Here is a 13,949-nt window from a genome sequence, read left to right as displayed (position 1 = left end):
GGCGCGCCACAAACTGCCGGGCGGCACGGCCGCCCGTTGCGGCTAGAACAGGTCGATCTCGCCGCCGACCGGCGCCTTCTTCAGGCGGCTGGCGTAGTCCAGCTCGCGCTTGGCCAGCGTATCGTTGTGCGCCTGCATCAATTTCTTCACCAACACCTTGCCGGTGCGCGGGAAGAAGTACACCTTGCGCGGGTGGATGTCGTTGAGGTCTTCGGCCACCACGCGGATCTTTTCCACCTTGAGGAAGTTGAGCACGAAGGCGGCGTTGCGTTCGCCCACGTTGATCGCCGTGAAGCCCTTCAGCACGGCGCCGCCGCCGAACACCTTGGCCTCCAGGTTCTCGCGGCGGGCGCCGGCCTTGAGCAAATCATTGATCAAAATCTCCATCGCGTAGGTGCCGTAGCGGGCCGAGGCCGACACCGGGCTGCCGTTGTCGCCGCCACCGTCGGGCAGCATGAAGTGGTTCATGCCGCCCAGGCCGGTGACGCGGTCGCGGATGCAGGCCGACACGCAGGAGCCGAGCACGGTGACGATCAGCATGTCCTTGTTGGTGAAATAATACTCGCCCGGCAAGATCTTGGCGGCGTCGCAGTCAAACGTTCTGTCGTAATAAACGTTGGTGGCAAATTGTTCGAGGTCCATGTCGTGGTCTCATTAGCGGTGCGACGTTGCTTTTTGGCCTGCGCCGCCGTGGTCCAGCTCGTAGACCGTCTTGCCGCGCAGTTTCAAGGATTCAGAGACGTACAGGAAATTCTCCGAGTGGCCGGCGAACAACAGGGCGTCCGGCTTCATCAGCGGCACGAAGCGCGCCAGGATCTTGCGCTGCGTCGCCTTGTCGAAATAGATCATCACGTTGCGGCAGAAGATCACGTCGAACTGGCCGCTGATCGGCCAGCCGTCGGCCAGCAGGTTGAGCTGCTTGAAGGTGATCATCTGGCGCAGCTCGGGGCGCACGCGCACCATGCCCTCGCGCTCGCCCTTGCCCTTCTGGAAGAAGCGGCGGGCCCGCTCGGGCGCCATCTTGTCGAGCCGGTCCAGCGTGTAGACGCCGTTGGCGCCGGCCGCCAGCACGTTGGTGTCGATGTCGGTGGCGATGATGCTGACCGGCGGCGTCAGCGTGTTGAAGGCCTCGCACACGGTCATGGCGATCGAATACGGCTCCTCGCCGGTCGAGGCGGCCGAGCACCAGATGGTGATCGGGCCGCCCAGCTTTTTGACGTGCTCGGCGAGCAGCGGGAAGTGGTGCGCCTCGCGGAAGAAGGAGGTCAGGTTGGTGGTCAGGGCGTTGGTGAAGGCTTCCCACTCGTCGCCCAGGCGGCCGGCTTCGAGGTCGTCGAGGTATTTCACGAAGGACGAGATGCCGGTGGCGCGCAAGCGCCGCGCCAGGCGGCTGTACACCATCTCCTGCTTGCTGTCGGCCAGCGAGATGCCGGCCCGTTTGTAAATCAGGCCGCGCACTCTTTCGAAGTCCTTGGCGTTGAAGTCAAACTCTTTGACGGTGTCTTTAGATTGCGGCATTTGTTAAACCCTTATTTGATACTGGAACAATGCCTTGCGCCTTGCGGCGCCGGCGCGCGGAACGCGCCGACGTACTACGCTACTACATTACCTTACATTGCGCTGCATTAAAACCCGCATTAGAACTCTTCCCACTCGTCGCTGCTGGCCGCCGCGCTGAGTTTTTTCGGCGTGGCCGCACGCGCCGCCGGGGCGGCGGGCCGCGCCGCCGCGGCAGGAGCGGCCGGCGCCGCGCGCGGCGCCGTCACGGCGACCGCCTTGCCGGCCGTCGGCCGGGCGGCCACCTGCGGCGCCGGACGGCGCAGGGTGTTGTCATCGCTCGACAGTTTGAAGATGCTGACCGCCTGCGCCAGCTTCTGCGCCTGCTCCTGCATGCTCTCGGCGGCGGCGGCGGCCTGCTCGACCAGGGCGGCGTTCTGCTGGGTCATTTCGTCCATCTGGGTGATGGCCTGGTTGACCTCCTCGATGCCGTTGCTCTGTTCCTGGGTGGCGGCGGTGATCTCGCCCATGATGTCGGCCACCTGCTTGATCGAGGTGACGATCAGGTCCATGGTCTGGCCGGCCTCGTCGACCAGCTTGCTGCCGGCGTCGACCTTGTTGACCGAGTCGCCGATCAGTTCCTTGATCTCCTTGGCGGCGCCGGCCGAGCGCTGCGCCAGGTTGCGCACCTCGGAGGCGACCACGGCGAAGCCGCGGCCCTGCTCGCCGGCGCGGGCCGCCTCGACGGCGGCGTTGAGCGCCAGAATATTCGTCTGGAAGGCGATGCCGTCGATCACGCCGATGATGTCGACGATCTTGCGCGAGCTTTCCTTGATCGAGCCCATGGTGTCGACCACCTGCGACACCACGCTGCCGCCCTTCACCGCCACCGACGAGGCCGACACGGCCAGCTGGTTGGCCTGGCGCGCGTTGTCGGCGTTCTGTTTGACGGTCGAGGTCAGCTCCTCCATCGAGCTGGCGGTCTGTTCCAGCGAGCTGGCCTGCGACTCGGTGCGCGAGGACAGGTCGGCGTTGCCCGAGGCGATCTCCTGCGAGGCGACGGTGATCGTCTCGGTGCCGGCGCGCACGTCGCCGACCGTCTTGGCCAAGCTGTCGTTCATGTCCTTGAGCGCCTGCAGCAGCTCGCTGGTCTCGTCCTTGCCCTCGACGATCACGTGCGAGGTCAGCTCGCCGCCGGCGACCTTCTGCGCCACCTCGACCGCGCCCGACAGCGGCCCGGTGATCGAACGGGTGATGACGAAGGCGCAGGCCACGCCCAGCGCGACGGCGACGGCGCCGAGGCCGAACAGCATCAACATCAGGCGGGTGTCGGCGGCCACCGAGCCGTCCATCACCTCGGCGGCGGTGGCTTGCTGCATCTCGACCAGCTTGTTGATCGAGGCCAGCGTCTGGGTGTTGAGCGGGTCGATGCGGCTGGCGATGACCTTGGCCGCGCCCTCGCTGTTGAAGGCCAGCACCTGGCCGATCGCCTCCTTGAAGGCGGTGTCGACGTCCTTGTCGAGGGCGGCGATATCGCTCAGCACCTTGTTCTCGGCGTCGTTCAGGCCCAGCGCCTTCAGCGCGGCGACCGCCGCCTCGTAGCGTTTGCGCTGGTCCTTGACCTTGCCCTCTTCCTTCTGCATCAGGCTGACGTCGGACTGCAGGCCGATGTTGCGCATGGCGATGCCGGTTTCCAGCATCGCGCTCTTCATCGTCGCCGCCTGCAGGTTCTTCGCGGTCGACAGTTGCAGGCCCTTGGTCAGCTGGTTCTTGTTGCTGTAGTTGAGGAAGTTGGCCGACAACACCATCGCGACCAGAATCAGCAAAATGATCCCGAAGCCGATTCCCAGACGTGCACCAATTTTAAAGTCGCGTAAGTTCATTGTAGTCTCCCCTTGATGTGCCAATATGCCGCTTGTTTTTTTGTCTGTCCACCGGGTGCTGCTTGCGGACCCCGTGCGCCGGATCGCCGTCCGGCCGGTGTCGTCCTCTGTGGCACGATCACCCGCTTGTCTTACCAGCCGCCGCGCAGCCGCCTCAGGCGGCCAACATGTCGATCAGGCCCATCTCCGGGCTCGACATCAGCTTGTCGATGTCGACCAGGATCAGCATGCGCTCGTCGATGGTGCCCAGGCCGATCATGTAGTCGGTGCTGAAGGCGGTGCCCATCTCCGGCGCCGGCTTGACCTGCTCCGGCGTCAGGGTGGTCACGTCGGACACCGAATCGACCACCATGCCGACGATGCGGCCGTTGATGTTGAGGATGATGACCACGGTGAACTGGTCGTACACCGGCTCGCCCAGGTTGAACTTGATGCGCATGTCCACCACCGGGATGATGATGCCGCGCAGGTTGATGACGCCCTTGATGAAGGCCGGCGCGTTGGCGATGCGGGTGACCGTTTCGTAGCCACGGATCTCCTGCACCTTGAGGATGTCGATACCGTACTCCTCCGAGCCCAGCGTGAAGGCGAGGAATTCGTGGCCGGCGATTTCTTTGGCGCCGGTGGTGAGTGCGTCTGCCATGGTGGATTCCTATATGGTTGCTGCGGTCAGGAAAAAATGGATTCGTCGGCCAGCTGGCGCGACGAGCGGATCAGCGCCGCCACGTCGAGGATCAGCGAAACGCCGCCATCGCCCAGGATGGTGGCGCCGGAGATGCCGGCCACCTTGCGGTAGTTCGATTCGAGGTTCTTCACCACCACCTGCTGCTGGCCGACCAGGTCGTCGATGAACAGGCCGGCCTTGCGGCCGTCCGTCTCGATGATGACGACGATGCCCTCGGACGGGTCGGCGAAGCGCGGCGTGATGTCGAACATCTGGTACAGCGGGATCAAGGGCAGGTATTCGCCGCGCACCTTGACCACCGTGCCCTTGCCGCTGATCTCCTTGACGTCCTCGGGCGCCGGCTGCAGCGACTCGATGACGAAGCCGAGCGGCAGGATGTAGACCTCCTCGCCGACGCGGATCGACATGCCGTCGAGGATCGCCAGGGTGAGCGGCAGCGAGATCGAAATGGTGGTGCCGAAGCCCTTGGCCGAGCGGATGTCGACCACCCCGCCCATGGCGGTGATGTTGCGCTTGACCACGTCCATGCCGACCCCGCGGCCGGACACGTCGGTGACCGTCTCGGCGGTCGAGAAGCCGGGCGCGAAGATCAGTTGCCAGACGTCGGCGTCGCTCATGTTCTCGCCCAGCGGCAGGCCGTTCTGCGCCGCCTTGGCGAGGATGCGCTCGCGGTTCAGGCCGCCGCCGTCGTCGGACACCTCGATGATGATGTTGCCGCCCTGGTGGCTGGCCGACAGGAACAGGCGGCCGGCGTCGCTCTTGCCGCCGGCGCGGCGCACCTCGGGCATCTCGATGCCGTGGTCGATGCTGTTGCGCACCAGGTGGGTCAGCGGGTCGACGATGCGCTCGATCAAGCCCTTGTCGAGCTCGGTGGCGGCGCCGTTGGTGATGAAGTCGACCTTCTTGCCCAGCTTGGCGGCCAGGTCGCGCACCATGCGCGGGAAGCGCGAGAAGACGAAGTCCATCGGCATCATGCGGATCGACATCACCGCCTCTTGCAGGTCGCGCGTGTTGCGGGTCAGCTGGCTGACGCTGTTGAGCAGGCGCTCGTGTTTCATCGGGTCGAGCGTGTCGACGCGCTGCTCGATCATCGCCTGGGTGATGACCAGCTCGCCGACCAGGTTGATCAGCTGGTCGACCTTCTCGATCGAGACGCGGATGGAACCGGCCTCGGCGCCGGCGGCGGCCTTCTCGCCCTTGGCCGGTTTCTTCTCCAGCTCCTCGACCTGGGCGACGACGGCCGGCGCGGCCTCGACGACGATGCCGGCGGCGGCGCGGATCTGTTCGATCGGCTCGAAGAAGCCGTAGCCGCGGTTGTCGTCGGCGCCGGCCTCGGCCGTGGCGCGGATCTGCTCGATCGGCTGGAAGAAGCCGTAGCCGACCCCGCCCACCTGCGGCGGCAGCAGCTCGATCTCGTCGAAGAAGCCGTAGCCGAGGTCGGCCTCGGTCTGGGCGCGCTCGGCGTGCTCCAGGCGGGCCTGGGCGGCGTCGAGCGCCGGCAACTCGGTCACCGTCATCTGCTCGGGGTCGAGCACGAAGGAGCAGATGGCGATGATGTCGTCGAGGCTCTCGTGGGTGGTCACCAGCATGGCGTTGCGGTCGTGGTCGAGCGGGGTGATCGAGACGTGGCCCATCAGGCCCAGCTCGGCGCCCAGCGCGGTCACCTCGCGGTGCACCATCACCGGCAGCTCGAGGCGGTAACGCCGCCCGCCGCTGTGGTCGACCACCTTCACCTCGGGCGCGTTGAAGCCCGGCGCCATCGGCGCCAGCGCCGCCACCGGCGTGTCCTGCGACAGCGACTGCAGCATCATGCCGACGTCGGCGACGGCGTCGAGGTCGACCGCGCTGCCGAGGCGGTGGCCGTCGAGCTGCATCTTGAGGATGTCCTTGGCGGCCAGGAAGGCGTCGACGTGCTCGGTGGTGAGCGCCATCTCGCCCTTGCGGATGCGGTCGAGCAGGGTCTCCAGGATGTGGGTGACCTCGGTCATGTCGGTCACGCCGAACGTCGAGGCGCCCCCCTTGATGGAATGGGCGGTGCGGAAGACCGCGTTGAGGTCCTCGGCATCGGGATTGTCCAGGTCGACGGCCAGCAACAGCCGTTCCATTTCAGCCAGCAGTTCCTCGGCCTCATCGAAAAAGACCTGGAAGAACTGGCTTATATCGATGGTCATGGGGTTACTCCGTGTAGTTCGCTCGACATCATTGCACTCGCTTCATCAGCCGATGACCTTTTTGACCACCTCGATCAGGCGCTGCGGATCGAAGGGCTTGACCAGCCAGCCGTTGGCGCCGGCAGCGCGGCCCTTGGCTTTCATCTCGTCGGACGACTCGGTGGTCAGCATCAGGATGGGCACCTTCTGGTAGGCCGGCAGATCGCGCAACAGCTTGATCAGCTCGAGGCCGTCCATGCGCGGCATGTTCTGGTCGGTCAGCACCAGATCGACCGCCTGCTGCTTGGCCTTTTCCAGGCCGTCCTGGCCGTCGACCGCCTCGACCACCAGGTAACCGGCCGCCTTCAGGCTGAAGGCCACCATCTGGCGCAAGGAACTGGAATCATCCACTGCAAGTATTGTCTTTGCCATCTTTGCTCTCACTCTTTGAAATTCCGGGACAGCGGCCCCGCTTTATTAACGATCGATCAAGGGCGGTCGGGCTAAAACAGCTCGATGTCGCCACTCTCCAGGTGCTTTTGACTGACGGCCTTGCGCAGCACGCTGCGCAACTCCAGGCTTTGAATCGCCAGCGCCATGCTGACTTTACCGAGCAGGTCGACAATCTCCTCGTTGTCGCTTTCAGGCAACATCTCGGCGCCGTGGGCGCCCAGCGTGCCGAGAAATTCGCGCAGGCCGGTGACGCGCTTCAGGGTGCGGTCGATCAGCTGGCTGGTCATGTCCTGGAACTGCATGCTGGTGATGGCGGCGTTGACATAGCCGCCGACCTGGCCCTGCAGCGCCTCGAGCTGGGCGCGGTGCTCCGGCGTCGGGTCGCCGCCCTCGAGCAGCAGGCGGATGGTCTCCTGCTGCCCCTCGACCGCCTGGTGGATCGCCATGAAGTTGAAGGACAGCTTTTCGATCGCCTCCTCCAACAGCAGGCCGGTCTGGATCAGGTCGGTCTCGACTTCGGTCAGATGTTTCTTGCCGTGGTCGGACACGCCCGACAGCAGGCGTTTGACATGTGAACCAAGGATTTTTTTTCTCGTCATAACAGTCTCGTTCTGGTGTAACAGCGCCCCCGCGGGGACGCGCTGCGCTATTTCCTGGCGCGGGCTGGCGCCGCCGGCGCCGCCGCGCCCTGCTCCTCGGCGCCCACTTCGATCTTGGCGCCGTCGCGCATCACGTTTTCCTCGGTCTTCTTGTTCATCACGATGATGCTGATGCGCCGGTTGACCGGGTTGAACGGGTCGAGCTTGTCGAGGTGGGCGGCCGAGGCCAGCCCGACCACGCGCAACATCTTGGCCTCGCTCATGCCGCCGGCGATCAGCTCGCGGCGCGAGGCGTTGGCGCGGTCGGCCGACAATTCCCAGTTGCTGTAGCCGGCGTCGCTCATATAGGGCGTCGAGTCGGTGTGGCCGGACAGGCCGATCTTGTTCGGCACGTCGTTCAGCACGAAGCCGATCTCGTGCAGGATCTCGCGGGTGTACGGTTGCAGCTCGGCCTTGGCCAGCGCGAACATCGGACGGTTCTGCTCGTCGACGATCTGGATGCGCAGGCCCTCGCTGGTGAAGTCGAGCAGCAGCTGGTTCTTGTACTTCTTCAACAGCGGATTGGACTCGATCTTGGCCTCGATCTTTTCCTTCAACTGTTGCAGCCGCGCCGCCTCCTCGCGTTCCATGGCGGCCTTGGCGGCGCTCAGGTTGTAGGTCTTCTTGATGGTCGGGTCGTCGGCGTTGCGCACCTGGCCGTCGCGCCGGGTCAGGTCCTTGCCGCCGCCGGGGATCACCGACGAGCTGTCGCCGCTGCCGGCGCCGCCCTGCATGGCCACCTTGAGCGGCGTCTTGAAGTATTCGGAGATGCCGTTCAGGTCGCCCTTGGTGGTCGAGCCGAGCAACCACATCAACAGGAAGAAGGCCATCATCGCCGTCACGAAGTCGGCATACGCGATCTTCCACGCGCCGCCGTGGTGGCCGCCGGCGGTTTTCTTGATGCGTTTGACGATAATTGGCCGCAAGCCCTCTTCAGCCATGTCGAATCCCCGTTGTTTCCATCGTTGCAAACATCATATGGTGCGCCCGCGCCTACTTGGACTTGGACTTTTTGATGTGGTCCTCGAGTTCGGCGAAACTCGGCCGTTCGGTCGAGTACAGCACCTTGCGGCCGAACTCCACCGCCAGCGCCGGCGCGTAGCCGTTCAGGCTGGCCAGCAGCGTCACCTTGACGCACTGGTACATCTTGGTCGACTCGTCGAGCTTCTGTTCCAGCAGGCTGGCCAGCGGCCCGACGAAACCGTAGGCCAGCAAAATGCCGAGGAAGGTGCCGACCAGCGCGTGGGCGATCAGGATGCCCAGCTCGGCCGGTGGAATGCCGACCGACTCCATGGTGTGCACCACCCCCATCACCGCCGCCACGATGCCGAAGGCCGGCATGCCGTCGCCCAGCTTGGCGATGGCGTGGCCCGGCACGGCGCCCTCGTGGTGGTGGGTCTCGATCTCGTTGTCCATCAGGTTCTCGATCTGGAAGGCGTCCATATTGCCGGACACCATCAGCCGCAGGTAATCGGTCATGAACTCGACGATATGGTGGTCGTGCAGCACGCTGGGATACTTGTTGAACAGCGGGCTCTCGTTCGGACTGTCGATGTCGCCCTCGATCGACATCAAGCCTTCCTTGCGCACCTTGGACAGCACGTCGAACAACAGCGACATCAACTCCATGTACAGCTCTTTGGTGTAGCGCGACCCCTGGAACAGCGTGGGGATGGCGGCCAGGGTGGCCTTGATCGCCTTGCCGTTGTTGCCGACCAGGAAGGCGCCGAGGGCGCCGCCACCGATCATCAGCAATTCGAGCGGCTGGAACAGCGCGGCCAAGTGGCCGCCGCCCATCGCGAAACCGCCGAACACGCCGAAACAAACGATGACATAACCGATTATGACTAACAAGTGCGCTGACTCCCAATGTCTGAATGAGCTGCCGGCGCCGTCCGGCGCCGCCGAGGCCGGCGAGCGGCCACCCAAAAGGGGGGAACTCCCCCTTGAATACGCTCGAATTCAATAAATTTACATGTGGAACTACAATAGCGTGAGAGTGGTGGCAGGGGCAAGCAAATAACGCAAAATGATGCTTAAAAGTACCATCCGTAGAGTGCGGCGCCGCCCGCTGTGGCGTGGATGGTCTTGTCGGGCGGGCGCCCGACGATGGCGAACTCATAGCTGAGCAGCAGCGAGCCGGGGCGCATTTCGGCCGCCGCCTTGCGCCACAGCTGGCCCATCACGGCCGGCGACAGGTAGGCGAAGACGAGGTCGAATTGAGCGAAATCAAGTTCCTCGTAATCGCCGCGCAGAAAGCGGGCGCGGCTGCCGGCCAGCGCGGCGCGCAGACGGCTGAGCAGCCAGGGCAGCGGCGCCAGTTCGATGCCGACGCAGTCGACGTCGGCGCGGCGGCGCGCCAGGTGCAGCACCAATCCGCCCAGGCCGCTGCCGATGTCGACCATGCGCGCCGGACCGGCCGGCAGCAACTGCTGCACCGCCGCCCACACGGCCGGATTGGACGGATAGTAAGGCACCTGGGTGCGGAAGGTCGACCAGTACAGGCCGAGCAGGAAGAGGAAGACCGACAGGAACCAGGCCGGCGGCAAATGCCAGGCGCTGGCGCCCAGCAGGGCCAGCGGGAACAGCAGCTGGATCGGGCGCCACCAGACGGCCAGGCCGGCGCACCAGCCGAGCGCCGCCGCGCAGGCGCCCTGCGTCAGCGCCGCCAGCAGCGGCGTGACGGTGTGGCCGAGGCGGGCCAGCAAACTCAACAGGAGAAAAGCGGGCAGCAGCGCCAGCGCCTGCAGCAGCAAGGCGCGCACCGCCGGCGCCCGCCACAGCCGCGCCAAACGCGGCCAGCGCATGGCAAAACGCGGCCGGGAACTCATGCCCGGCCGCGCGCTTGGAAGATGGGGGAAGGCTGGATCACGCCGCCAGCAGCGCGTCGGCGATCTTGGCTTTTTTGGTCTTGCCGGCGCGCGAAGGCATGTGGCACAGGCCGCAGACATAACTGCCGTTCAAGTCCATGCAGTTGACCACGAACCTGCCCTGGCATTTGCCGCAGGGGGCCAGCTCCAGCATCTTGCCGCTGAAGAAACGCACCAGGGTCCAGGCGCGGGTCAGCGACAGCATCGGCTCTTCGCCCGGCTCGGGCGGCATTTGTTCCAGGTACAGCTTGTAGGCCTTCATCACCGCCTCGATGCCGCCGGCGCCGGCGTGGTCGACGAGGAATTTGTGGATGTTGATGAACAGCGAGGAGTGGATGTTCGGCTGCCAGGTGAGGAACCAGTCGGTCGAGAACGGCAGCATGCCCTTCGGCGGCGACACGCCCTTGAGTTCCTTGTACAGCTTGAGCAGGCGTTCGCGCGACAGCGACACCTCGGTTTCGAGCAATTGCAGGCGGGCGCCGAGCTGGATCAATTCAATCGCCAGTTGAATCTCTTGCGCTTCGGACACTACACTCTTCTTGGCCATGATATCGACTCCGGGACGTTGCGTTGCGGACAGCTGACTGCGTGTTGACGACTATTCTTGACGACTATTCTTGCCGACGACCGGGCTTAAGCGATTTCTTCGACCGCCTGGCCGGCCATCAGGATGGCGGCGTGCGACTGGGCCAGCACGCGGTCTTTATTGTGGCTGGTCAGCATCGACAGGATGGCGCTGTCGTCGAAGCGGAAGCGGGCCAACATCATGTTGCCGCCCGCCAGCTTGAGGATCTGCGCGTTGCTCATGCCCTCGATCAGGTCGGCGATCTCGGCGGCGATGCCCAGGCGGAAGATGGCGGTCACCTTGTCCGCGCGGATCATTTGCTGAGCCAACATCAGGTAGCTCAGGTTGGCATCGCGAATCTCAGCCATCATGTCGTTTGCAGTCATTTCCATCTCCTCAATCCGTTGCGTGGTATTCACTCCGGAACACGTTTGCGTTTCCAGTGAGATACATTCTGCTTGAGCAACAAAAATGCGAGAAGAGGTGGTGCGCTGTATTTTCCGTCGGGAAATAGCGGATGCGACCCGTCGGTGTTTGTCTTACAAACACTCGCGGATTGCTTGCCGACGCCCTAGCGGCGCGGATATTTGCTGGTCTGGCAGCTTCAAAAATGGCCCTTGGCACGTACAACTTATTTGATTCAAGTCGACTCTTTTTTGCTACATCTGACTCTTTAACGACAGCCTTTTCAGGAACTTTAGGGTTCGGACGAAATATTTTTAACTATTTTCGACTTTCCCGCCTGCCGCCTGAAGAACTTAAGGAATCGCAATATCGACCCATTTCCGCTCTTCATGAAACTGGTAACGGCGCCGTTGCGGGGAACTTTAGGGTTTTTTTGAATTATTTTTAAAAAATCTGGAAATACTTGCGCGATCGGCCCGCATGCCCCTGCCCATGCGGCTTTCGACAGGATGGGGGAACGCCATGGCGGCACCCGCGCGGTCCATTTTGTGGTTGCGGCGGTAAGAAATTGCTACACTCCGCCATGCATCGAAAAATACATGAAGCTTCAAGTATCTCCTCACAGCCATAGAAAGTTACTTAATGACAACACGTGACGATTGCCTGGGCCGCGACGCGCAAGATCCGCTCGCCGCCCTGCGCGCCCAGTTCGACCTGCCCGCCGGCCTGATCTACCTGGACGGCAACTCCCTCGGCGCCCGGCCGCGCGCCGCGCTGGCCCGCGCCCAGGACGTCATCGCCCGCGAATGGGGCCACGACCTGATCCGCAGCTGGAACAGCGCCGGCTGGTTCGACCTGCCCAAGCACCTGGGCAACCGCCTCGCCCCGCTGCTCGGCGCCGGCCGGGACGAGGTGGTGGTCACCGACACCACCTCGGTCAACCTGTTCAAGGCGCTGGCCGCCGCCCTGCGGATGCAGGCCGACGCGCCGGCCACGGCGGCGCGGCGCGTGCTGGTCACCGAACGCAGCAACTTCCCCACCGACATCTACATGGCCCAGGGCCTGGCCGGCTGGCTGGCGCGCGGCTACTCGGTGCGCCTGGTCGACTCGGTCGAGCAGATCGCCGCCGCCATCGACGGCGACACCGCCGTCGTCATGCTGACCCACGTCAACTACCGCAGCGGCTATCAGCACGACATGCGCGCCACCAGCGCGCTGGCCCACGCCGCCGGCGCCCTGATCGTCTGGGACCTGGCCCACTCGGCCGGCGCCGTGCCGCTCGACCTGAACGGCGACGGCGCCGACCTGGCGGTCGGCTGCACCTACAAATACCTGAACGGCGGCCCCGGCGCGCCGGCCTTCATCTGGGTGCCGGCCAAGCACCAGGCGCGCTTCCGCCAGCCCCTGTCCGGCTGGTGGGGCCACGCCGCGCCGTTCGCCATGGCGCCCGACTTCGCCCCCACCGAGGGCATCGGCCGCGCCCTGTGCGGCACCCAACCGATCGTCTCGCTGGCGATGGTCGAAAGCGGCCTGGAAGTGTTCGAGCAGACCGACATGGCGGCGCTCCGCGCCAAGTCGCTGGCGCTGACCGACCTGTTCATCGAATTGGTCGAGCAACGCTGCGCCGCCCATCCGCTCGGCCTGGTGACGCCGCGCCAGCACGCCCGCCGCGGCAGCCACGTCAGCTTCACCCATCCGCACGGTTACGCCGTGATGCAGGCGCTGATCGCGCGCGGCGTGGTGGGCGACTACCGCGAGCCGGCCATCATGCGCTTCGGCTTCACGCCGCTGTACACCAGTTACACCGAGGTCTGGGACGCGGTCGAGATCCTGCGCCAGATCCTCGACGACACCGCCTACGACATCGCCGCCAAGCGCGACGCCGTGACCTGACCCCACCACAAGAATAGAGCCACCATGACCGACAAGAACGACAGCCCGCAATGCCCGCACGCCCAGTGGCACGGCGCGCAGATGGATTTCAGCGAATCGATGAGCTACGGCGACTACCTGGCGCTGGACCGGATCCTGACCGCCCAGCACCCGCTCTCGCCCAACCACAACGAGATGCTGTTCATCGTCCAGCACCAGACCAGCGAGCTGTGGATGAAGCTGATGCTGCACGAGATGCACGCCGTGCGCGCCAATCTGCAGGCCGACAACCTGGCGCCGGCCTTCAAGATGCTGGCCCGGGTGGCCCGCATCATGGACCAGCTGGTGCACGCCTGGGACGTGCTGGCGACGATGACGCCGCCGGAGTACTCGGCCATCCGGCCCTACCTGGGCGCCTCGTCCGGCTTCCAGTCCTACCAGTACCGCGAGATCGAATTCATTTTGGGGAACAAGAACGCCGCCCTGCTCAACGTCCACAACACCGCGCCGGCCGCCTTCGCCACCTTGGACGCGGCGCTGCGCGCGCCCTCGGTGTACGACGAGTCGATCAAACTATTGGCCCGCAACGGCCTGGCGATCACGCCCGAGCGCCTGAACGGCGACTGGACCCTGGCCACCGTCGCCGACGAATCGGTCAAGGCGGCCTGGCTGGAGGTCTACCGCGACCCGGCCAAACACTGGGCGCTGTACGAGCTGGCCGAAAAGCTGGTCGACCTGGAGACCTCGTTCCGCTTCTGGCGCTTCCGCCACGTCACCACGGTCGAGCGCATCATCGGCTTCAAGACCGGCACCGGCGGCACCGCCGGCGTCAGCTACCTGCGCAAGATGCTCGACGTGGTGCTGTTCCCCGAACTGTTCGCGCTGCGCACCGCCCTCTAAGCCGCCCAAAATCCCCCGGGGTCAGCAAAAT

At 64.7% G+C, this 13,949-nt stretch carries 15 protein-coding genes; 3 read left to right on the top strand and 12 right to left on the bottom strand.

The window, feature by feature from the left end; genetic code table 11:
* Positions 1–42: 42 nt before the first annotated feature.
* The 12 genes from cheD to flhD form a co-directional block, all read right to left on the bottom strand.
* Positions 43–642 (bottom strand): chemoreceptor glutamine deamidase CheD, encoded by a 600-nt coding sequence (gene cheD, locus H7U20_RS27215; RefSeq protein ID WP_199762281.1) that lies wholly within the window; start codon positions 640–642, stop codon positions 43–45.
* A 12-nt stretch (positions 643–654) separates the two neighbouring features.
* Positions 655–1,518 (bottom strand): CheR family methyltransferase, encoded by an 864-nt coding sequence (locus H7U20_RS27210; RefSeq protein ID WP_199762280.1) that lies wholly within the window; start codon positions 1,516–1,518, stop codon positions 655–657.
* Positions 1,519–1,637: 119 nt separating this feature from the next.
* Positions 1,638–3,380 (bottom strand): methyl-accepting chemotaxis protein, encoded by a 1,743-nt coding sequence (locus H7U20_RS27205; protein WP_199762279.1) that lies wholly within the window; start codon positions 3,378–3,380, stop codon positions 1,638–1,640.
* Between the two features lie 154 nt (positions 3,381–3,534).
* Positions 3,535–4,023 (bottom strand): chemotaxis protein CheW, encoded by a 489-nt coding sequence (locus H7U20_RS27200; RefSeq protein ID WP_199762278.1) that lies wholly within the window; start codon positions 4,021–4,023, stop codon positions 3,535–3,537.
* Positions 4,024–4,049: 26 nt separating this feature from the next.
* Positions 4,050–6,236 (bottom strand): chemotaxis protein CheA, encoded by a 2,187-nt coding sequence (gene cheA, locus H7U20_RS27195; protein ID WP_199762277.1) that lies wholly within the window; start codon positions 6,234–6,236, stop codon positions 4,050–4,052.
* A gap of 45 nt (positions 6,237–6,281) precedes the next feature.
* Positions 6,282–6,647, bottom strand: a complete 366-nt coding sequence (locus H7U20_RS27190; RefSeq protein ID WP_199762276.1) for a response regulator — start codon at positions 6,645–6,647, stop codon at positions 6,282–6,284.
* Between the two features lie 71 nt (positions 6,648–6,718).
* The gene (locus H7U20_RS27185) at positions 6,719–7,267 is read right to left on the bottom strand and encodes a chemotaxis protein (protein ID WP_199762275.1); all 549 of its coding nucleotides are present in this window, start codon (positions 7,265–7,267) and stop codon (positions 6,719–6,721) included.
* Between the two features lie 47 nt (positions 7,268–7,314).
* Positions 7,315–8,247 (bottom strand): flagellar motor protein MotB, encoded by a 933-nt coding sequence (gene motB / locus H7U20_RS27180; RefSeq protein ID WP_199762274.1) that lies wholly within the window; start codon positions 8,245–8,247, stop codon positions 7,315–7,317.
* Positions 8,248–8,299: 52 nt separating this feature from the next.
* A complete protein-coding gene (gene motA, locus H7U20_RS27175) occupies positions 8,300–9,160 on the bottom strand; it encodes a flagellar motor stator protein MotA (protein ID WP_199762273.1) in 861 nt (286 codons plus the stop codon).
* A 182-nt stretch (positions 9,161–9,342) separates the two neighbouring features.
* A complete protein-coding gene (locus H7U20_RS27170; protein ID WP_199762272.1) occupies positions 9,343–10,113 on the bottom strand; it encodes a class I SAM-dependent methyltransferase in 771 nt (256 codons plus the stop codon).
* A 61-nt stretch (positions 10,114–10,174) separates the two neighbouring features.
* On the bottom strand, positions 10,175–10,723 hold the full coding sequence (gene flhC / locus H7U20_RS27165) for a flagellar transcriptional regulator FlhC (RefSeq protein ID WP_199762271.1): 549 nt from the start codon (positions 10,721–10,723) through the stop codon (positions 10,175–10,177).
* An 86-nt stretch (positions 10,724–10,809) separates the two neighbouring features.
* Positions 10,810–11,127 (bottom strand): flagellar transcriptional regulator FlhD, encoded by a 318-nt coding sequence (gene flhD, locus H7U20_RS27160; protein ID WP_199762270.1) that lies wholly within the window; start codon positions 11,125–11,127, stop codon positions 10,810–10,812.
* A 131-nt stretch (positions 11,128–11,258) separates the two neighbouring features.
* On the opposite strand from flhD, the gene H7U20_RS27155 reads away from it, so the two are divergent.
* The 3 genes from H7U20_RS27155 (at position 11,259) to kynA (ending at position 13,918) form a co-directional block, all read left to right on the top strand.
* A complete protein-coding gene (locus tag H7U20_RS27155) occupies positions 11,259–11,594 on the top strand; it encodes a hypothetical protein (protein WP_199762269.1) in 336 nt (111 codons plus the stop codon).
* 194 nt (positions 11,595–11,788) lie between these two features.
* Entirely contained in the window at positions 11,789–13,039 is a 1,251-nt protein-coding gene (gene kynU / locus H7U20_RS27150) for a kynureninase (RefSeq protein WP_199762268.1), read from the top strand.
* A gap of 24 nt (positions 13,040–13,063) precedes the next feature.
* Positions 13,064–13,918 carry a tryptophan 2,3-dioxygenase gene (kynA, locus tag H7U20_RS27145; protein WP_199762267.1) on the top strand — a complete coding sequence of 285 codons (855 nt, stop codon included), beginning with the start codon at positions 13,064–13,066 and terminating at the stop codon, positions 13,916–13,918.
* Positions 13,919–13,949: the final 31 nt, after the last annotated feature.

This window comes from Rugamonas violacea (assembly GCF_016461825.1).
Taxonomy (GTDB): Bacteria; Pseudomonadota; Gammaproteobacteria; order Burkholderiales; family Burkholderiaceae_D; genus Rugamonas.
The sequence above is the reverse complement of the archived record's forward strand: the minus strand, read 5'-3'. Positions and strand labels throughout refer to the sequence as shown.